The organism is Blattabacterium cuenoti STAT (assembly GCF_003573915.1).
In the GTDB taxonomy this organism is placed as follows: Bacteria; Bacteroidota; Bacteroidia; order Flavobacteriales; family Blattabacteriaceae; genus Blattabacterium; species Blattabacterium cuenoti_A.
In genome coordinates, this window is sequence record NZ_AP014608.1 from 528,033 (window position 1) to 549,521 (window position 21,489).

Below are 21,489 nucleotides of genomic sequence, written 5' to 3' on the forward strand. Positions count from 1 at the left end.
ACATGTTAAAACAACAGTTATCGCAAAAAAGTCAACATAAACTTTCTCCACAACAAATTAGGCTAATGAAATTAGTTCAACTATCTACTTTAGATTTTGAACAAAAAGTTCAACAAGAATTAGAAGAAAATCCAGCTTTAGAAGAAGAAAATTGTTCAGATTTAGAAGAATATTCAGAGGTATTAGAAGAAAATAAAACAGATATCACAGAAGATAAAACTCAATCTTCAGATATCTATGATATAGATAATGAATATTTTAGTGATGATGAAATTGAAGATTTCCAAATCAATAACCCAAAGAATTATAGTTCAAAAAAATACATTCCTATTATATCAGAAATTTCTTTTCAAGAATATTTAAAAAATCAATTACATACATTTTTTTTAAATAAAAAAGATTTATTAATTGCTGATTTTATATTAGGAAATATAGATGATGATGGTTATATTAGAAGAAAAATTCTATCTATAGCGGATGATATCTTTTTAATTCTTGGAAAAACCGTATCTCCAGAAAAAATAGAAAAGTTACTTGTGAATTACATTCAAAAACTGGATCCCATAGGTGTAGGATCCAGAAATTTACAAGAATGTTTATTAATTCAATTAAATAAAAAAAAAATTAATAAAGAGGTTTTTTTATCAAAAAAAATTATACGAGATTATTTTGATTCTTTTGTAAAGAAACATTATAAAAAATTGCAAAAGAAATTGGGCATAACAAAAAAAAATTTACGAAAAGTTCTTGATCAAATAAAAAAATTAAATCCTAAACCAGGAAAAATTTATTCTGATAACACTAAAAATTTGAATCATATTATTCCAGATTTTGATATTTATGTTTCAGATGAAAAATTAGAACTTACTTTAAATCAAAAAAATATACCAGAAATAAAAATCTCTTCTTTATATTTAGATATGTTAAAATCTTATCAATCAGAAAAAAATGTAAAAAAAAATGAAGAAACTATAGTATTTTTAAAAAAAAAAATAGACTCAGCAAAATGGTTTGTAGACGCAATCAAACAACGTCAAAATACATTAATGTTAACAATGAATGCTATTATGGATTATCAAAAAGAATATTTTTTAACTGGAGATCCAGTTAAAATAAAACCTATGATTTTAAAAAATATTTCCCAAAAAATCGGCGTAGGAATTTCTACTGTTTCCCGTGTAGCTAATAGTAAATATGTTAATACACCATATGGAACTTTTTTAATTAAAAGTTTCTTTTCTGAAAAAATGATCAATCAAAAAGGAAAAGAAATTTCCTCTATTGAAATTAAAAAACTTTTAAAAGAATCAATAGATAAAGAAAATAAAAAAAAACCTTTTACTGACGAAAAATTATCCAAAATACTTAAAAAAAAAGGCTATCTTATAGCCAGAAGAACTATTGCAAAGTATAGAAATCAAATGCATTTTCCTGTTGCAAGAATGCGAAAAAATTTATAATTCTTTTATTATTACAGTTTTCCAATTAGAAAATTCTTTTATAGTCAAATCTGATAATTCTCTACCATATCCTGATTTTTTCACTCCTCCAAAAGGAAAACGTGGATCTGATTTCACAACTTCATTAATAAATATCATTCCCGTATTTATTTTTCTTGATATTTTTTCTGCTTTTTCTAAATCTTTCGTCCAAATAGAAGTTCCAAGTCCATATGGTGTATTATTAACAATATCAGGGATTTCTTTCTCTTGAGAAAAAGGAAAAATAATTCCTATTGGTCCAAATATTTCTTCTTCCTTTACTATACAGTTATTATTTTCTACTTTTAACAAAGAAGGATAAAAAAAATTACCATCTTTAATAATTTCTAAACATATTTTTCCTCCATTTATGATTATAGTTTTATATTGTTGATACAGTTTTTCAGATAAATCAGAGCGAGAAATATAGCCTATTTTAGTTGATTCATCGTACAAGTTTCCTTTATTATATGTTTTCATTTCTTGTATAACGGCTTCTATAAAATCATCTATGATACTTTTATCTACAACAAATCTTTTTGCAGAAATACATGTTTGGCCTGTGTTATTTAATCTAGATTTTGTAGCTATTTTTGCTATTTTTTTTATATTTTTTACATCTTTTAAAACTACAAAAGCGTCATTTCCTCCTAATTCTAAAATAGATTTTTTAATATATTTCCCCGATAATGATCCTATAATACCTCCCGTTAAAGTACTTCCTGTAAAAGTGACTCCTTGTATTATAGGATGAGCTATCACAGATTCTATCTGATTTATATCTATTAATAAAATTTGAAAAATTCCTTTAGGAAAATCGGATTCCAAAAATATTTTTTCTAAAATAAGAGAACATTCTGTTGTATTAATGGATGGTTTGATAAGAATTACATTTCCTAATAATAAATTAGGAATAGTAGACCTAATTGTTTGCCATATAGGATAATTCCAAGGCATAATTCCTAATATAGAACCTATAGATTCAAATATTACATAAGAATCTTTATATTCAGTAAAAATTTTTTCAAAAAAAATAGACTTTTTTAAGTCACAATAATATTCACATAAATTAATACTTTTATTTACTTCGGCATAAGATTGAGTAATAGGTTTTCCCATTTCTTGAGTAATGGAATAAGCTATAAGATTTTTATTTTTTTGTATACAAGAATACAATCTTCTTAAACATTGCACCTTAGAATTAAAAGAATAATTTTTCCATTTTTGATATGCATTTTGAGCTTCATATAGTTTAATATTAATATTTTTACTAGATAAATAATGATAAGTATTTAATACTTTATTATCTACAGGATTAATAGTTTGAAACATTTCATTGTTTTTTTAAATTCTCCCTAAACTAACAGTAATTTTTGAATTTAAAGCTGCGGCATAAAATTTTATTTTTTTGAAAAATAAAAATATACCATTAGCTCTGATAGGAGATAAAAAAGTTTGAAATCCTATTTCATAAATAAAACTAGCGTTAGAATAAATAATTTCAAAAGGAAATAGACCTGAATATACTTGAATCATAAGAGCAGCCATTCCTCTAGGTAATAAAGCATCACTATCCGCTTCAAAAAAAATACGTGGACCATTCAATTTAGCCTCTAACCAAACTTTAGATTGACAACCATGAATTAATTTATCTTCAGACCTAAATTTGGATGATTTGTTCGATAATTTTTCCCCCAAATCAATCAAATATTCATATTTTTCTTCCCAATTTTTAAGAATTTGAAATTCCTTTTTTATGATTTCTTCTTTTTTACGCAAAGTCATTTCTAAATTTTTAGATAAACAATGAAAATATACACTTTTCTTTTTTTTAAGATAAGTTGATTAATTTATTTCTAGCCATTTTTGCTGCTTTTGTCATATTATGAAGTGATATCAATACTTCCTTCCATTTCCTAGTTTTTAATCCACAATCTGGATTGACCCAAATATTTTCTACAGATATTTTTTTTGAAGCTTTTTTTATTAATTCAAATATTTCTTCTACTGTTGGAATTCTTGGAGAATGAATATCATATACTCCTGGACCTATTTCATTAGGATAAGAAAAAACGGAAAAGGCATCTAATAATTCCATTTTAGATCTAGAAGATTCCATAGTAATAACATCTGCATCCATATCTGCTATATGTTCAAATATATCGTTAAATTCACTATAACACATATGTGTATGAATTTGGGTTTCATCTTTTACTCCACTTGAAGAAATACGAAAAGCTTTAATAGCCCAATTAAAATAAAACTTCCAATATTTTTTTTTCAAAGGTAAACCTTCTCTAAGAGCAGGTTCATCAATTTGAATAATATGAATTCCAGATCTTTCTAAAGATAAAACCTCTTCTCGAATAGCCCAAGCTATTTGATAAGCAGTATGAAAAATAGGTTGATCATCTCTTACAAAAGACCATTGTAAAATTGTTACGGGACCAGTCAACATTCCTTTCATTAATTTTTTTGTGTGAGATTGGGCAAAACATATCCATTCAACGGTCATATCTCCAATACGACTAATATCTCCATAAATAATAGGAGGTTTAACACAACGACTTCCATAACTTTGAACCCATCCATTCTCAGTAGAAAGAATTCCTTTTAATTTATCGGAAAAATATTCTACCATATCAGTCCTTTCAAATTCTCCATGAACTAGTATATCTAAATCTATTTCTTCTTGTTTTTTAACTACATCTATAATAAAATTTTTAATTTTTTCATCATATTTTTCCTGACTCAACTCTTTTTTTCGAAATTTATTTCGTAAACTACGTATTTCTCTTGTCTGAGGAAAAGATCCTATAGTAGTAGTAGGAAATAAAGGAAAATGAAATTTTTCTCTCTGTTTTTTTTGTCTAATATGAAAATGATTATCTCTTTGTATATCTTTTTCTGTTATTTTTGTTGCCCTTTCTTTTATTTTTTTATCATAAAAAATATAGGATGATTTTTCTGATAAAAATAAAGAAGAGTTTTTGATTAAAACTTTCTTATTTCCTTTTATAATTTTTTCTAAATCATTTAATTCGTAAATCTTCTGTTTAGCAAAAGACATTCTATTTTTTATATCTAAGTGAATGTTCTTTTCGGTTTCTATATCTAGAGGAACATGTAAAAGAGAACAATTAGGAGCAATCATAATTCTATCTTCTCCTATAAATTTTATCGCTTTTTCTATTTTTTGGATAGAATTAGCGTAATTATTTTTCCATATATTTCTTCCATTAATAAGTCCTAAAGACAAAATCATTTTTGACTTTTTTGAAAAAAAAGAAATTAGTTTTTCCAATTGACTTGAATTTTCTACTAAATCTATATGTAAAGCTTGAACAGATATATCTTGAAAAAGAGATATATTTTCTGACATATCATCAAAATAAGAAGCTAATAGTATATTGATTCCAGAACAAAATTTAGATATTTCTCCATAGGCATATTTAAAAACTTTTTTTTCTTTTTCAGACATATCTAAAACTAAAATAGGTTCATCTAATTGAATCCAACTGACTCCTTTATCTTTTAGTTTTTGAATAATCTTTATATAAATAGGAACAAGATTTTCTATTAAATCCATTCTATGAAAGGATTTTTCTTTTTCTTTTCCTAAAAATAAATAGGATATAGGTCCAATCAGTACAGGTTTAATTTTTTTTACTGACTTTAATATCTTTTTAGATTCTTCTAATTCATCAAAAATTTTATTCGAAAAAATAGAAAATTTTTGATTTTTATGAAATTCTGGAACAATATAATGATAGTTAGTATTAAACCATTTGGTCATTTCCATCGCTTTAATATCCCACCCGTTTTTTTGAAAACCTCTAGCCATAGAAAAATATAGATCAATATTATGATCCATTGGAATAGAAAGATAAGATTCTGAAATCACTCCCAATAATAAGGACATATCTAGAACATGATCATAAAAACTAAAATCATTACATGGAATTAAATCTAACTCAGCTTTTTCTTGATTTTTCCAATTTTCTTTTTTTATCTTTTTTCCTATTTCAAATAAAACATTAGAATCAATTTTATTTGACCAATAAGCTTCACAAGCTTTTTTTAACTCTCTTTGTATTCCTATACGAGGATAACCCAAATTATGTTTCAACATAAAATAACTTACTTTTATTATTATTGAATTGCATTTTCTATATAAAGAAAAATCCATATATAAAAAATAAATTAAATTTAAATATCCAATAATTGATACAAATATTCCAAAATTTTTTTATCTAAAATAGAGAATCTTATATTTCTTCTATTCATCATAATTTCAGCAGTTTCACAAACTTGATGAAAAGAAATTCTTTTTTTTCTTTGAATTCCTCCTAAATAAAAAGAAGGTATATATCTAGAAGGAAACCCATATCCAAAGATACTATCACCAACGCCTACGATCGTAGCTGTATTAAATTGAGTATTGATTGCTGATTTTGAATGATCTCCCATTATTGTACCAAAAAATTGCAAATCAGTAGGAAAAAAATCTTTTTTTTCATAATTCCAAACTGTAACTTTTTTATAATCATTTCTTAAATTAGAAATATTAGTTCCGGCTCCTAAATTACACCACTCTCCCAAAATAGAATTTCCTAAAAATCCATCATGAACTTTGTTAGAATAAGAAAAAATAACAGAATTAAAAATTTCTCCTCCTACTTTACAAAAAGTAGCAATGCTTGTTCCTCCATATATTTTTGATCCTATATTCAATATAGTATTTTTTCCAATTGATACTGGACCTCTGATAACAGATCCTTCCATAATTTCAACTCCTTTTTCAATATATATAGGTCCAAATTTTGCATTTAATACAATATTATTTGCTTTTATATCTTCTTCTAAAAAAATTTGTTCTTTAAAACAAAGAACATGATTATCCCCCAATAAAGAACAAGATTTTTTTCCTTTTGTAAAAAACAAAAAATCTTTTTTCAATACAGTTTCATTATTCGAAAATATATCCCATGGATATTGAATATGAATAACTTCTTTTATAGAATATGTTTTTTTACATTTTTTGGAAAAAGAAAAAAAATCTTTTTTTCCCAAAAAATTTTTTTTGATAGCAATCATTTTTTCCTTAAAAAAAATAGTTTCATTTTCTTTTAAAGAAAAAAGAATTTGAATTAATTCTTCATTAGGAAGAAATGAAGAATTAATTAACAATACATCTTCAAAAAAAGAATCTTCTTTTTTTGAATATTTCTTTGAAAGAAATGGTTGTGTAATAATATCATATGCATTTTTTCCAATATACTTTTCCCATCTTTCTTTTATCGTAAATAACCCCAATCGAATTTCTGATACAGGTCTAGTTAATGTAATAGGAAATAGGCTTTTCCATTCTGTGCCATCATATAATATAAAATTCATATAAATCTATTTCTAGAATTTTTTATATTTTTCATATTTTTTCTTAAATTTTTCTGCGGGACCTGTTTTTCCTAAAAATCTTTTTTCTCCAGTAAAAAACGGATGTGAATAACTAGATATTTCCATTTTATATAATGGATATTCATTTCCATTTATATGGATAAAATCCTTTGTTATAACTGTAGATTTACAAATAATCATTTTTTCATTATTAATATCTTTAAAAACAACAGGTCTATAATTTTTTGGATGTATTTTTTTTTTCATATTTATTTATTTTTTTGGAAAACGATAAAGCATACCATTGATATTCATTCCAGCACCCAAGGAAGCCATAAGAATTGTATTTCCAGGTTTTATTTCATGAGAAGGCATTTTTCCTTTAAGAATCAAATCTAATAAAGTAGGAACAGTAGCTACAGAAGAATTTCCAAATTTATGGATTGTCATAGGCATAATTTGAGATAAAAAATCCTTTTCTAAAGATGTATAATTATATAATTTCAATAATCTTTCTAAAATTGCATAATCCATTTTAGCATTAGCTTGATGAATAAGAATTTTATGAACATCTTGAAGATGTAAATTAGCATAATCAAGTATACTTTTTATCATATTTGGAACTTCTGTTAATGCATATTCATAAATTCTTCTTCCATTCATTCTAATATTAACTAAAGATTTTTTATAATTGGGATTTAAAGAAGGTCCATTAATTAAATAATATAATTTTTCATTATTATCACATTGAGTATCGTAATGAATAATTCCATATTTTTCGTTTTCTAAATATTCTATAGCAGATAATACAGCCGCTCCTGCACCATCGGAAAAAATCATTGCATTTCTATCATGTGGATCTATAACTTGAGATAAGGTTTCAGAACTAGTAATCAATATATTTTTAGCATATCTAGATCTTAAAAGTTGATCCGCTAGAATCATTCCTTCTATCCAACCTGTACAACCAAAAATCATATCATATGGTCTACATTTTTTATTTTTTATTTTAAGTTTATTTTTAATTTTTGCAGAAATAGAGGGAACAAGATCAGATTGATAAGAAATAGGATGAATATCTCCATAATTATGAGCCGATATGATATAATCTATTTTTTCTTTACAAATTTTAGAATTTTTCAGAGCTTTTTTTGCTGCAATTGCCGCAATATCAGAATTAAATAATCCTTCATCTACATATCTTCTTTCCTCTATTTCTGTAATTTTTTGAAATTTATGAATGATTTCTTTATTAGATTTTTTAATTTTGAAACCTTTACTATCATAAAATTTATGTTTCAGAAAATGATTTCTTTTTATAATCTTTTTCGGTAAATAATGTCCCGTTCCTGTAATGATTGATCGAATCATTTTTTTAAAGAATAAACCAAAAATTAGTAATTAAAAAATCAAAAAGATAAAGTTCTTAAAAAGAATTCAAAAAACCGTTTTTTTCTTCATAATTTTTTTTTAATAGATTCCAAAAATATTAATATTTATTTTATGAATAAATACCATCCTTCTTCAAAAGAAGAAAAACTGAAAAAAATGTTTGATCATATTGCTAAAAAATATGATTTAATCAATCATATATTATCTTTTGGAATAGATTTTCTTTGGAGAAGAAAAGCGATTCATTTATTGTACAAATTTAGCGAAAAAAAAATTCTAAGAATATTAGATTTAGCTACTGGTACTGGAGATTTAGCTATTTTATTAGCTAATAAATTTAAACACGCTTATATTACAGGATTAGATCCATCTGATAAAATGTTGAAAATAGCCAAACAAAAAATAAAAAAAAATCTTCTTGAAAAAAGAATTCAAATTATTCAAGGATATTCGCAATATATTCCATTTCAAAATGAAACTTTTGATATAGTAACTATTGCTTTCGGAATAAGAAATTTTCAATACATTCATTTTTCTATGAAAGAAATTTATAGAATTTTAAAACCTTCAGGAATTTTAGTAATTTTAGAATTTTCTAAACCTTCCAATTATTGGATAAGAAAAATTTATTATTTTTATTCTCATTTTATTATAAAAAAAATAGGAAGTTTGATTTCAAAAAATCATTTTGCTTATAATTATTTAAAAAAATCTATATTTTCTTTCCCCTATTGCAACAAAAAAATGAGTAATCTTTTAAAATTTCATAAATTTAATCCTCTTCATATTCAAAAATTAACTTTTGGAATTGTGTCTCTTTATTTAGTCAAAAAATAATAAAAATAAATGAAAAAATTAATTTTTAAATCCTTATAAATAAAATATTTTTTCATAATGATAAAGTATTTATCTAGATATTTCACGTCTATTTTTCTTAAAAAAAGAATTAAGAACATAGAGTTTTTTATGCGTTATCCAATAGAAATACAAAATCAATTAATCAATCAATTGGTTTTATATGCAAAAAATACAGAATTTGGAAAAAAATATGGATTTTGCGACATAAAAAAATATCATCAATTTTCTGAAAGAGTTCCTATATGTAAGTATTCCGATTTACAGTATTTTATTCAAAGAATTCGTAAAGGAGAAAAAAATATATTATGGCCAGGAGGAGTGAAATGGTTTGCCAGATCTTCTGGAACCACTACAAAAAGTAAATACATTCCTATTACAAAATCATCTATGAATACATGTCATTATAAAGCAGGAAAAGACATGTTATCCATTTATATTCATAATCACCCTGAAACAAAAATTTTTTTTGGAAAAGCTGTTCGTTTAGGAGGAAGTTATGAATTACATCGAAAATATAATACATTTTATGGTGATTTATCTTCTATCTTAATTCAAAATATGCCTTTTTGGGTTGAAAATATTTGTGTCCCTAAAAAGAAAATAGCCTTAATGAGTGAATGGGAAAAAAAATTAGAAAACATAGTAAAAGAAACAGGAAATAAAGATGTTAGAATTTTATTAGGTGTTTGTTCTTGGTTACTTATTTTTTTAAAAAAGTTGTTAAAAGAATTTGACAAAAAAAGAATAGACGAAATATGGCCTGATATGGAAGTGATATTTCATGGAGGTGTTAATTTAAGCCCTTATATTTATCAATATAAAAAATTATTTGATAAATCTATAAATTTTTACGATATATATAGTGCATCAGAAGGTTTCTTTGGTATACAAGACAAAAAAAACGTTAAAGATTTATTATTGTTGTTAAATCATGGTATATTTTATGAATTTATTCCTATAGAAGAACTAGATAAAGAAAATCCTAAAATATTATCCCTTGATAAGGTAGAATTAAATAAAAATTATGCACTTGTTATTTCTACTAATGCAGGATTATGGAGATATATAGTTGGAGATACTGTCAAGTTTACTAACTTATATCCATATAGGATTTCTATTTCAGGAAGAACAACTCATTACATCAATTCTTTTGGAGAAGAATTAATTGTTGAAAATGCAGAAAAAGCATTACATAATACTTGTATAAAAACAAATTCCATTGTTCGTGAATACACGGCAGGTCCTGTATATATGAATCAAAAAAAATCCGGTGCTCATGAATGGATTATAGAATTTAAAAAACAACCTATAAATTTAAGTGATTTTAGGAATATTTTGGATAATGAATTAAAATCTATGAATTCAGATTACGAAATTAAACGATATAAAAATATTGTACTAGGTCCTCCTATTATATATATAGCTAGAAATGGGTTATTTTATGACTGGCTAAAAAAACATAAAAAATTAGGAGGACAAAATAAAGTACCTCGTTTATCTAATGATAGGAAATATATTGATTCTATTCTTAAAATGGAAAAAAAAAGAAATTAGTTTTAAAAAAAATATTTTTTATATTTTAATTATGACAATAGAAGAAAAAAAAGAAATATTTAAGATTTATGGAACATCTGTTTGTGACACAGGTTCTTCCAAAGTTCAGGTTGCATGGTTTACTTATCGTGTTAATCATTTAAATAATCATCTTAAAAATAATAAAAAGGATTTCAATACAGAAAGAGCTTTAATAAAAATAGTAGGAAAAAGAAAAAAATTGTTGAAATATATAGAAAAACGTAACATCGAAGATTACAAAAATATCATTAAACATTTAGGGTTAAGAAAATAAAATATTTTTTTATATATAAAATTATTTCTAGATATTCTTATTTTTAATAGAGATAAGAGAAGAGAAAGGATAAAAATATGTCAAATCTAGTAGTAAAAGAAACCATTTCTATGAAAGATGGACGGTCTATCATTATAGAAACAGGAAGATTAGCAAAACAAGCAGATGGATCCGTTATAGTACGTGAAAAAAATACGATCCTTTTAGCTACTGTAGTCGTTTCTAACGAAACAAAAAATGAACCAAATTTTTTGCCTTTAACAGTAGATTATAGAGAAAAATATTCTGCTGGAGGAAAAATTCCTGGAGGTTTTATAAAAAGAGAGGGAAGACCTTCTGATGAAGAAATCTTAACCATGAGATTAGTTGATCGTGTTCTAAGACCAACATTTCCAGATTCTTTCAAAAAAGAAATACAAGTTATGATTTCATTACTCTCATATGATAAAACGGTGTTACCAGATGGGTTAGCTGGATTAGCTGCATCAGCCGCTTTATCCGTAGCAGGAATTCCTTTTAATGGCCCTATATCAGAAATACGTATTATCCGTTTAAATGGTAAATTTATTATTAATCCTAGTTTAGAACAGTTAAAAAAATCTGATATAGATCTAATAGTAGGGGGGTCGAACCATTCTATTCTTATGATAGAAGGAGAAATGAAAGAAGTAAAAGAAAATGAATTTTTGGAAACTTTAATTACCGCTCATAAAGCAATAAAACTACAAATAGAAGCTCAAATCCGTTTAGTTAATAAATTATCAAATAATTGTGTTTTTTTATTTAATGATCAAAAATCAATCAATTGTCATCAAGAAGAAAATAAAATATTAGAAAAAGAACTTTTTTTATTTTCATATGAAAAAATTAAAAAAATTTATCAAAGCTTTCTAAATAAAAAAAAAAGATCTATTCAAGAGAAAATTGTATTAAACGATTTTAAAAAAAAGTTTTTAATAGAAGAAAAAATAGATAAAAAAGAAGCGATTATTGATTTTTTCTTTGAAAAAATAAAAAAAAAGATAACTAGAAATTTAATTCTAAAAAATGGAATTCGACTAGATGGAAGAACAAGTAAACAAATTCGTTCAATATCTAGTTTTGTTGATTACTTACCTGAGGTACATGGGTCAGCTTTATTCTCAAGAGGAGAAACTCAATCTTTAACTACAGTTACATTAGGATCATCTTTAGATGCTAATAAAATTGATAATGTTATTATGGAAAATCAAGAAAAATTTTATTTGCATTACAATTTTCCTCCTTTTTCTACAGGAGAAATACGTTCCATAAGAGGGGTTTCTAGACGTGAAGTAGGTCATGGAAATTTAGCACAACGTGCATTAAAAAATATTATCCCCAATAATCCATATACAATTCGTGTCGTTTCGGATATTCTAGAATCTAACGGATCCTCTTCTATGGCTACAGTTTGTGCTGCTAGTTTAGCATTAATGGACGCAGGAATCCCTATAAAAAATCCTGTTTCCGGAATTTCTATGGGGTTGTTTATGGAAGATGAAAAAAAAATTATTATATCAGATATCCTAGGAGAAGAAGATCATTTTGGAGATTTAGATTTTAAAATAACAGGAACTAAATATGGAATGACAGCATGTCAAATGGATGTAAAAACTATAAAAGGAGTTACATATGATCTTTTGAATCAAATTTTAGTACAAGCTCTAGAAGGTCGTCTTTTTATTTTAAAAAAAATGTTAGAATCTTTACCTAGATATAGGAAAAAAATGAAACCTAATGCTCCAAAAATATATACTCTTAATATTCCAAAAAATTTTATAGGTTCAGTTATAGGCCCCGGTGGAAAAGTTATTCAAGAAATACAATCATGTACAAATACAAATATTACAATTGAGGAAAAAGGAGATTTAGGGTACATTGAAATTTTAGGAAAAAATGATGAAAAAATAAAGAAAGCTATCAATAGAATTCAAGAAATTGCTTTTGTACCTGAATTAGGAAAAGTTTATCAAGCAAAAATAAAATCTATAAAGGATTTTGGCGCTTTTGTTGAAATTTCTAAAGGAATTGAAGGGTTGCTACATATTTCTGAAATAGGATGGAAAAGATTGAATAATATAGAAGAAGAGTTTCATGTTGGAGATATTATCGACGTTAAATTTATGGGAATAGATGAAAAAAAGAAAAAAATGAAACTCTCTAGAAAGGTTCTTTTACCCCGTCCTATAAAAAAAAATGAATGAAAATAAAAAAATATGAGACAACTTAAAATTACTAAACAAGTCACAAATCGCGAATCTGAATCCTTAGATAAATATCTTCATGAAATAGGAAAAATCCCATTACTAACCCCAGAAGAAGAAGTAGAATACGCTCGTAGAGCAAGAGAAGGAGATGAAACTGCTATAGATAAACTTATTAATGCAAATTTACGTTTTGTTGTTTCTGTTGCAAAACAATATCAAAATCAAGGATTAAGTTTATGTGATTTAATTAATGAAGGAAATCTAGGTTTGATAAAAGGAATTTTACGTTTTGATGAAACAAGAGGTTTTAAATGTATTTCTTATGTTGTTTGGTGGATCAGACAGGCAATTTTACAAGCTATTGCTGAACAATCACGTTCTATTAGACAACCCACAAATAAATTAGCTCTATTAAACAAAATATTGAAAACTCTTGCTCAATTAGAACAAGAATTACAAAGAACTCCTTCTGCAAGAGAAATAGCAGAATATTTAAATATGAATGAAAAAGATGTTGAAGAGTCTATAAAAAACTCAGGAAGACATGTCTCAATGGATGCACCATTGGTAGAAGGAGAAGATTCAAATCTATATGATTTAGTTCGATCTGATGAATCTCCTCGTCCAGATGAACATTTAGAAAAAGAGTCTTTACGTAAAGATATAAAAAGAATTTTAGAAACTTTAAGTGAAAGAGAACGTCGTGTTATCATTTTACATTTTGGATTAAATGGCTCTCCACCCATGACATTAGAAGAAGTTGGTCAATCCTGTGATTTAACAAGAGAACGAGTTAGACAAATAGAAAGCATAGCTTTAAAAAGATTAAAACATTCTTCTAGAAGCAAAATATTAAAACCTTATTTAGGATAAAAAAACAAGACCTCGAAGGGACTCGAACCCATAACCTTCTGATTCGTAATCAGATGCTCTATCCAATTAAGCTACGAGGCCTGTTATTTCCAAATATACAAACTAAATCATGATTGAACAATTCTCAAGAATTTTTTTAATTCCATAGATGAATGACCTACAAGTCCCCCATCTATATCTTTCTGATAAAAAAGATCTTTTGCGTTAAAATCATTGATACTTCCTCCGTATAAAATAGATATTTCATTAGAAATATTTTTTCCATATCTTTCTAAAAATAAAGAACGAATAAACTCATGCATTGTTTGAGCTTGTTCAAATGTAGCCGTTTTTCCTGTTCCAATTGCCCATATTGGTTCATATGCTATATAAAAATATTTTATTTCATCTGGTGTACAACAAAAAACAGTTTTTCTTAACTGATCTTTGACAATCTCAAATTGTTGATCATTAGATCTTTCAAAAGATGATTCTCCTATACAGAAAATAATATTTAACCCATATTTTAATGCTATTTTTATTTTTTCTAATAAAATATTATTTTTTTCAAAAAAAAACTCTCTACGTTCACTATGACCTAATATAACTTTTTGTATCCCTATTGACTTTAACATAGAGGCAGATATTTCTCCCGTATAGGATCCTTTTTCTTTTTGATGAATATTTTGAGCCGCAATATTTAAATTGGTTCCTTGTGAAATTTGATTTGAAATATGTAAAAAAGGAAAAGAAGGAGCGATAATAATTTCTTTATTATGATTAATTTTTTTCTCAAAAATAAATTTCAAAAAATTTCTAATAAAAGAAGTTGTTTCGTAAAAGTCATAATTCATTTTCCAGTTTGCAATGACAACTTTTTTTCTCATTTTTTTTTAAAAATTTTTAAAATATAAAAAATTGTATTTTCGAAGTTATAAATTTTGTCTTAAAAAAAAAATGATTTTTATTAGTATTTTAAAACAAAATTTTTCTAATGTTTTGAATAAAATTTTTTCTTTATTTTTTTTTAAAAATAAAATATGTTCTAAAACATTATTTATGGAAAATTGATTCAAAGTTTTATCCATACAATTTGTATAATTTTTTATTTTTTTTAATTTTTGATTATAAATTAAAATCACATCATTATTTGATATTTTATGAAAATGTGATGTAGAAAAAATTTCTAACTTTATTAATATGATTATTAAATAATTTATAATATCTATGTATGTATCTATTATTTTTTCCTCTTTAATTTTTTGATATCCTCTTGATTGAATATTTTTTATACGAAGTATTTTCATCAAAATTTGATCGATTATAGAATAATTATGAAATAATTTCCACGATAATCCATAATCCTTTAATTTTTCTAAAAAAAGTTTTCTACATTTATGAATAATTAAGTCATTAGTAGATAAATAATTCATGTCATTTAATTTTAGATTTAGAATAAATTAAATTACAATAAATAGTTTTTTCAATGATAATTAATTGTGCCGGAACTTTATTACATCTAGAAGAACCAAAAATAATGGGAATTGTAAATTTAACTCCTGATTCGTTTTATGATGGAGGTAAACTATGTTCTGAATATAGTATATTACAACATATAGAAACTTTATTAAATGAAGGTTCTGACTTTATAGATATTGGGGGTTGTTCTACACGACCAGGATCAAAATTTATAACGGAAAAAGAAGAAATAAAAAGAGTAATAAAACCTATTCGCACTATTATGAAAAATTTTAAAAATATTAAAATATCTATAGATACTTTTCGTAGTGAAGTTGCTAGAATAGCGGTAGAAGAAGGCGCTGTAATGATAAATGATATTTCAGGAGGAAATTTGGATAAAAATATGTTTCCTTTATTAGAAAAACTCAAAAAAATCCCATATATATTGAATCACATGAAAGGAATTCCTAAAAATATGCAAAAAAATTTATACTATCATGAAAATATAGTAACAGAAATAAATAATTTTTTTTCTGAAAAAATTTATTATTTAAAACAACATAAAATTCATGATATCATTTTAGATCCTGGATTTGGTTTTGGAAAAACATTAGAACAAAATTTTCAATTATTAAAACATTTATCTTTATTAGGTTTTCAAGATTATCCAATTTTAGTTGGGATTTCTAGAAAATCTATGATAAAATTCATTTTAAAAACTTCTTATGAAGAATCATTAAATGCAACTTCTATTATCCATACTATAGCACTTTTAAATGGATCTAAATTTTTACGTGTACATGATGTAAAAGAAGCTGCAGAATGTATTAAATTAGTACAATATTATAAAAATATTTTATAATTCACTAATACTTATATTATTTTTACGTAAAGCTTTTTTTCATTATTGCATTTATTGAAAAATTATTTCATTGATATTTTAGATATTTTTTTAGTAACCATTATTCTATTTCAAATATATAGACTGGTTTACAAAACTGCCGCTTTAAATATTTTTTACGGGATCATTGCCACTTTTATTTTCTGGAAAATAGTGGAAATTTATAAAATGAAACTTCTTAGCATAGTTATAAGTGCTTTTTTTAAAGGAGGTTTTTTAGCTTTAATCATTGTATTTCAACCAGAAATTAGAAAATTTCTCCTTATAGTAGGAAGTAAAATTTTTTTCAAAAGATTTATATTTTCCATATTTAAAAAATCGGAAGAAATAATAAAAACTGAAACTATAGATAGCATTGTAAATGCTTGTGCTATTTTTTCAGGAGATAAAACAGGAGTCCTAATAGTTATTCAATTACATCAGGATTTAAGAGAATTTATACAAAATGGAGACGAAATGGATGCTAAAGTAAATATTTCCATTTTAGAAAGTATTTTCTATAAAAATAGTCCATTACATGATGGAGCTGTAGTTATTATAGGAAATAAAATCATAAAAACAAGAGCAATTCTTCCTGTTTCCTACAATAAAGAAATTCCATCACGTTTAGGATTAAGACATAGATCTGCTATTGGTTTATCTGAAAAAACAGACGCTATATGTCTTGTAATTTCTGAAGAAACAGGTTATATCTCTTATATAAAAAATCAAAAAAGAATTGTCATCACTAATATTAATAATTTAAAAATGAAACTTGAAGAAGATTTACTTTAATTAATTTATAATGAATATTCAAAATATATATCAATTATATTCTATTTCTTCTGGAATAGAAATAAATAGTAAAAAAGTAAAAAAAGGATCTATTTTTATAGCTTTGAAAGGAAAAAATTTTAATGGAAATCAATTTGCAGATGAAGCTATTTCAAATGGAGCATTATTAGCTATAATTGATGATAAAAGGTATTTTTTTTGTAAAAAAAAATTTTTATCTGTAGATAATACATTATGTTTTCTACATGAATTAGCAATGTATCACAGATATAGATTACATCACGTTCCTGTTATAGCTATTACTGGGAGCAATGGAAAAACCACGACAAAAGAACTTATTTCAGCTATTCTTTCTAAGAAATATAAAAAAGTTCATTATACAAAAAATAATTTCAATAATCATATAGGAATTCCATTAACTATACTTTCTATGCCTAAAGATACACAAATATCTGTTATGGAAATTGGAGCAAATCATGAAAAAGAAATAGAAAAAATGTGTTCTATTATTAATCCAGATTATGGATATATAACTAATTTTGGAAAAGCTCATTTAGAAGGATTCAAAAGTATAGAAGGAATCATACGAAGTAAATTAGAATTATATGATTTTTTAAAAAAAAATAAAAAAATAGTATTTGTTAATGGAGATGATCCTATACAATTATCTAATAGTATAGAAATGAATAGATATATATTTTCAGGAATAAAAAAAAATGTATCTGATATAAATGTTCAATATTTATGGAATAAAAATAGTATAAAATCTTCTCTATCTATTCAAAATATAAAAATTGTTTCTTCTTTAATAGGTGACTATAACTTATACAACATAGCTTCTGCTATTACTATTGGAATATATTTCAAGGTTTCTTTAAAAAAGATAAAAAAAGCTATAGAAGAATATGTTCCTGATAATTATCGTTCTCAATTTTTTATAAAAAAAAATATTAGAATTATTATAGATTGTTATAACGCAAATCCAACTAGCATGGAAAAATCTCTTATTTTTTTTAATAAAATACAAGGAAAAAAAATCGTAATACTAGGAGATATGTTAGAATTAGGTTTATTTTCTCATAATGAACATGAGAAAATTGTTTTTTTTATAAAAAATAGTAACATTCACATTGCTTTTTTAATTGGAAAAAATTTTTTTAATACTAAAAAAACTTCACATAAAATAAAAAAATTTATGGAGAAAAAATTTTTTGTTGAATGGATTAAAAAACACTCTATTCAAAAAACGGATTATATTTTGATTAAAGGATCTAGAAAGATTGCATTAGAAAGTGTTATTGATTTAATTTAATTTTTTTCTCTATTTGTTTATTTAATCTTTAAGATTAAATTTGTACATGATGATTTTATAAAATTTTTATTAATGAAAGAAATTACCCCAAAAACCTATATCAAGTGGTTCAAAGACATGTTTTTTTGGAGAAAATTTGAAGACAAATGTCGTTCTTTATACCTAAAACAAAAAATTAGAGGATTTTTGCATCTATATAATGGACAAGAAGCTGTTCCTGCGGGATTAACCTATGCAATGGATTTATCTAAAGATAAAATTATAACTGCTTATAGATGCCATATTTTTCCTATTTCTATGGGAGTAGATCCCAAAAAAGTAATGGCTGAGCTTTTAGGAAAAAAAACAGGAACTTCTCATGGAATAGGGGGGTCTATGCATATTTTTAGTAGAAAATATCGTTTTTATGGTGGACATGGAATTGTAGGGGGACAAATTCCGTTAGGAGCTGGAATTGCTTTTGCTGATAAATATTTTAATAGAAAAGCTGTTACTTTAACTATTATGGGAGATGGCGCAGTAAGACAAGGATCTTTGCATGAAACATTTAATATGGCTATGATATGGAAACTTCCTGTTGTCTTTATATGCGAAAATAATAAATATGCTATGGGAACTTCTGTAAAAAGAAGTAGTTCTATAGAAGAAATTTATAAAGTAGGAAAATCGTATGGTATGACTTCTCATTCCGTAGATGGAATGGATCCGGATAAAATAGCTATATCAGCTTATTCCGCTATAGAAAGAGCAAGAAAAGGAAAAGGTGCTACTTTTTTAGATATTAAAACATATAGATACAGAGGTCATTCTATGTCTGATTCTGAATTATATCGTAGTAAAGAAGAAGTAAATTTTTATAAAAAAAAAGATCCTATTTTAAAACTAAAGGAAAAAATTATCCATAATAAATGGGAAATAATAGAAAATTTGAATACGATAGAAAATGAAGCTAAAAAAAAAGTAGAATCTTGTGTTGAATTTGCAGAAAAATCCGATCTTCCTTCTTTAGAAGAAATGTACAATCTTGTTTATCATGAAAAAAATTATCCTTTTTTAGATAAGGTTTTACCTTTATAAAATAAAATAAAAATAATGGCAGAAATAATATACATGCCCCAATTAAGTGATACAATGAATGAAGGGACTGTAATCAAATGGAATAAAAAAATAGGAGATAAAGTTTCAGAAGGTGATATTTTAGCTGAAATAGAAACCGATAAAGCGACTCAAGATTTTGAAATAGATGTTAGTGGTTTCTTACTTTTTATTGGAGTCAAAGAAGGAGAAACAACACGTGTTAATGACGTACTAGCAATTATAGGAAATGAAAAAGAAGATATCAGTCATATTATTTTAAAATTAAAATCTAAAAAACAAGAAAATAAACAAATAAAAAAAGAAAACGGAAAAAAAAATATAATTTCTCCTATAGCGAAAAAAATGGCTAAAGAAATAGGAATTTCTATAGATAGGATTAAAGGAAGTGGAGATAATGGAAGAATCATTAAGAGAGATATAGAATTTTACGAAAAAAAAAATTTAAATATAATACAAAAGGAAAAATATAAAAAAACTGTTAAAATTCCTCACTCTTCTATAAGAAAAAAAATAGCAGAACATTTATCTTATTCCAAATTTTCTGCACCACATTATTATTTGTTTAGTGAGATTAATGCAGATAATTTAATTAAATTTAGAAAAAAATTAAATAATAAACTTTCTTCGGAAAAAAAAATATCATTTAATGATATTCTTATAAAGGCAGTAGCTCAATCTTTAAAAAAACATCCTGATATGAATGTATCATGGGACGATGAAAAAATCATAGTACATTCCAATATTCATATTGGAGTAGCTGTAGCTATTTCAGATGGATTAATAGTCCCTGTTATTAAAAATGCAGATCAGAAATCATTATCAGTGATTTCCAAAGAAATTAAAGATAAAGCTTTACGTTCGAAATCAAAAAAAATACAACCAGAAGAAATAGAAAATAGTACTTTTACAATTTCAAATTTAGGAATGTATGATATAGAATCTTTTACTTCTATTATTAATACACCTAATACATCTATATTATCTGTAGGGGCTATTGTAGTCCGTCCAGTTGTTAAAAATTATAAAATTGAAATAGGAAACGTTATGAAAATTACATTGTCTTGTGATCATAGAATTATAGATGGGGCTAAAGGTAGTGAATATATTTGTTCCCTTAGAAATTTTTTAGAAGATCCTATTACTATATTATTTTAATTTACTTTATCCTTTATTATTTTTTTTATCCATGATAGAAAAATGGGAAATATAAATATTGAAAAAGTTAATAAAGAAAATATTTTTTCCGAAAAAAGAAATAAAAATAAATTAGGGATGTATTTTTTTGAAAAAAAAATAAGTTTTATTCCCAGAATAATAATTACAATAAAAGATGAATCTTTTAATTCAGGAATTTTTTCCATTAATTGAATAAAAAATTGCGAAATCCATCTTATAGAAAAAATCCCTATACATACACCTAAAAAAACTAATATCAAATTTTCTGATAAAGCAACAGAAGCAAAAATATTATCAATGGAAAAAGCTAAATCCATTATTTCTATAATAAGGATAACTTTCCAAAAGGAATCTTGTTTTTTTTCATTTTTTAAATGAAAAGATTTTTTTTTCACAAAAAAATATTTCAATCCTACAAAAATCAAATATATGCCTCCTAATGGTTTTAACCACCATATTTTTATCAGTTTAGATGCAAATAATAGACATAATCCTCTAAAAAAATAAGCACCAATAATTCCATATTTTATAGCTTTTTTTCTATCTTTTTTTTTAAGATTCAAAATCATAGAAGCTATAATAGCAGCGTTATCTATAGATAAAATACTTTCTATTAAAAATAAATTTCCTATAACAGAAATGGATAAAATAGGATGATAAATAATTTCTGAAATACTTTTTTCAAAATTCATTTTTTTTAAAAACTTTGT

General features: G+C 24.8%; 20 protein-coding genes and 1 tRNA gene. 11 read left to right on the top strand and 10 right to left on the bottom strand.

Annotated features, from left to right (window positions below; translation table 11 throughout):
* Positions 1-2 precede the first annotated feature (2 nt).
* Positions 3-1,460, top strand: a complete 1,458-nt coding sequence (rpoN, locus tag STAT_RS02580; protein WP_119305680.1) for an RNA polymerase factor sigma-54 — start codon at positions 3-5, stop codon at positions 1,458-1,460.
* Here rpoN and STAT_RS02585 read toward each other — a convergent pair.
* From STAT_RS02585 to STAT_RS02610, 6 genes are all read right to left on the bottom strand, one after another.
* Positions 1,455-2,813 carry an aldehyde dehydrogenase family protein gene (locus STAT_RS02585; protein WP_119305681.1) on the bottom strand — a complete coding sequence of 453 codons (1,359 nt, stop codon included), beginning with the start codon at positions 2,811-2,813 and terminating at the stop codon, positions 1,455-1,457. The two genes, rpoN and STAT_RS02585, sit on opposite strands and share 6 nt — an antisense overlap.
* 12 nt (positions 2,814-2,825) lie before the next feature.
* Positions 2,826-3,266: a SufE family protein gene (locus STAT_RS02590; RefSeq protein WP_119305682.1), complete on the bottom strand. Its 441-nt coding sequence runs from the start codon at positions 3,264-3,266 to the stop codon at positions 2,826-2,828.
* Positions 3,267-3,312: 46 nt separating this feature from the next.
* Positions 3,313-5,613, bottom strand: a complete 2,301-nt coding sequence (metE, locus tag STAT_RS02595; protein ID WP_119305851.1) for a 5-methyltetrahydropteroyltriglutamate--homocysteine S-methyltransferase — start codon at positions 5,611-5,613, stop codon at positions 3,313-3,315.
* Between the two features lie 77 nt (positions 5,614-5,690).
* Positions 5,691-6,878, bottom strand: a complete 1,188-nt coding sequence (locus STAT_RS02600) for a putative sugar nucleotidyl transferase (RefSeq protein ID WP_119305683.1) — start codon at positions 6,876-6,878, stop codon at positions 5,691-5,693.
* 12 nt (positions 6,879-6,890) lie between these two features.
* Entirely contained in the window at positions 6,891-7,145 is a 255-nt protein-coding gene (locus STAT_RS02605; protein WP_119305684.1) for a type B 50S ribosomal protein L31, read from the bottom strand.
* A gap of 6 nt (positions 7,146-7,151) precedes the next feature.
* Entirely contained in the window at positions 7,152-8,249 is a 1,098-nt protein-coding gene (locus STAT_RS02610) for a 3-oxoacyl-ACP synthase III family protein (RefSeq protein ID WP_119305685.1), read from the bottom strand.
* Positions 8,250-8,381: 132 nt separating this feature from the next.
* Here STAT_RS02610 and ubiE point away from each other — a divergent pair, with 132 nt between their 5' ends.
* From ubiE to STAT_RS02635, 5 genes are all read left to right on the top strand, one after another.
* Complete coding sequence (ubiE, locus tag STAT_RS02615; RefSeq protein ID WP_119305686.1) at positions 8,382-9,107, top strand: bifunctional demethylmenaquinone methyltransferase/2-methoxy-6-polyprenyl-1,4-benzoquinol methylase UbiE; 726 nt, start codon at positions 8,382-8,384, stop codon at positions 9,105-9,107.
* A 57-nt stretch (positions 9,108-9,164) separates the two neighbouring features.
* Positions 9,165-10,682 carry a GH3 auxin-responsive promoter family protein gene (locus STAT_RS02620; RefSeq protein ID WP_172548538.1) on the top strand — a complete coding sequence of 506 codons (1,518 nt, stop codon included), beginning with the start codon at positions 9,165-9,167 and terminating at the stop codon, positions 10,680-10,682.
* Positions 10,683-10,713: 31 nt separating this feature from the next.
* Entirely contained in the window at positions 10,714-10,977 is a 264-nt protein-coding gene (gene rpsO, locus STAT_RS02625) for a 30S ribosomal protein S15 (protein ID WP_119305852.1), read from the top strand.
* A gap of 77 nt (positions 10,978-11,054) precedes the next feature.
* Positions 11,055-13,202: a polyribonucleotide nucleotidyltransferase gene (locus tag STAT_RS02630; protein ID WP_119305687.1), complete on the top strand. Its 2,148-nt coding sequence runs from the start codon at positions 11,055-11,057 to the stop codon at positions 13,200-13,202.
* A gap of 12 nt (positions 13,203-13,214) precedes the next feature.
* Complete coding sequence (locus STAT_RS02635) at positions 13,215-14,078, top strand: sigma-70 family RNA polymerase sigma factor (protein ID WP_119305688.1); 864 nt, start codon at positions 13,215-13,217, stop codon at positions 14,076-14,078.
* Between the two features lie 7 nt (positions 14,079-14,085).
* On the opposite strand, the gene STAT_RS02640 is transcribed toward STAT_RS02635, so the two are convergent.
* The 3 genes from STAT_RS02640 to STAT_RS02650 form a co-directional block, all read right to left on the bottom strand.
* Positions 14,086-14,159: transfer RNA gene (locus STAT_RS02640), tRNA-Arg, on the bottom strand.
* 26 nt (positions 14,160-14,185) lie between these two features.
* Positions 14,186-14,944, bottom strand: coding sequence for a triose-phosphate isomerase (gene tpiA, locus STAT_RS02645; protein WP_119305689.1), 759 nt, complete (start codon positions 14,942-14,944; stop codon positions 14,186-14,188).
* 45 nt (positions 14,945-14,989) lie between these two features.
* Positions 14,990-15,490: a nucleotide modification associated domain-containing protein gene (locus STAT_RS02650; RefSeq protein WP_119305690.1), complete on the bottom strand. Its 501-nt coding sequence runs from the start codon at positions 15,488-15,490 to the stop codon at positions 14,990-14,992.
* 53 nt (positions 15,491-15,543) lie between these two features.
* Here STAT_RS02650 and folP point away from each other — a divergent pair, with 53 nt between their 5' ends.
* The 5 genes from folP (at position 15,544) to STAT_RS02675 (ending at position 20,758) form a co-directional block, all read left to right on the top strand.
* Positions 15,544-16,380, top strand: coding sequence for a dihydropteroate synthase (gene folP / locus STAT_RS02655; protein WP_119305691.1), 837 nt, complete (start codon positions 15,544-15,546; stop codon positions 16,378-16,380).
* A gap of 54 nt (positions 16,381-16,434) precedes the next feature.
* The gene (locus STAT_RS02660; protein ID WP_119305692.1) at positions 16,435-17,193 is read left to right on the top strand and encodes a diadenylate cyclase; all 759 of its coding nucleotides are present in this window, start codon (positions 16,435-16,437) and stop codon (positions 17,191-17,193) included.
* A 10-nt stretch (positions 17,194-17,203) separates the two neighbouring features.
* On the top strand, positions 17,204-18,505 hold the full coding sequence (locus tag STAT_RS02665; RefSeq protein ID WP_119305694.1) for a UDP-N-acetylmuramoyl-tripeptide--D-alanyl-D-alanine ligase: 1,302 nt from the start codon (positions 17,204-17,206) through the stop codon (positions 18,503-18,505).
* Positions 18,506-18,577: 72 nt separating this feature from the next.
* Positions 18,578-19,582 carry a pyruvate dehydrogenase (acetyl-transferring) E1 component subunit alpha gene (gene pdhA, locus STAT_RS02670; protein WP_119305697.1) on the top strand — a complete coding sequence of 335 codons (1,005 nt, stop codon included), beginning with the start codon at positions 18,578-18,580 and terminating at the stop codon, positions 19,580-19,582.
* Between the two features lie 15 nt (positions 19,583-19,597).
* Positions 19,598-20,758 carry a dihydrolipoamide acetyltransferase family protein gene (locus tag STAT_RS02675; RefSeq protein WP_119305699.1) on the top strand — a complete coding sequence of 387 codons (1,161 nt, stop codon included), beginning with the start codon at positions 19,598-19,600 and terminating at the stop codon, positions 20,756-20,758.
* Here the strand turns inward: STAT_RS02675 and STAT_RS02680 are convergent.
* A complete protein-coding gene (locus tag STAT_RS02680; protein WP_119305701.1) occupies positions 20,755-21,471 on the bottom strand; it encodes a TerC family protein in 717 nt (238 codons plus the stop codon). The genes STAT_RS02675 and STAT_RS02680 overlap by 4 nt on opposite strands.
* Positions 21,472-21,489: the final 18 nt, after the last annotated feature.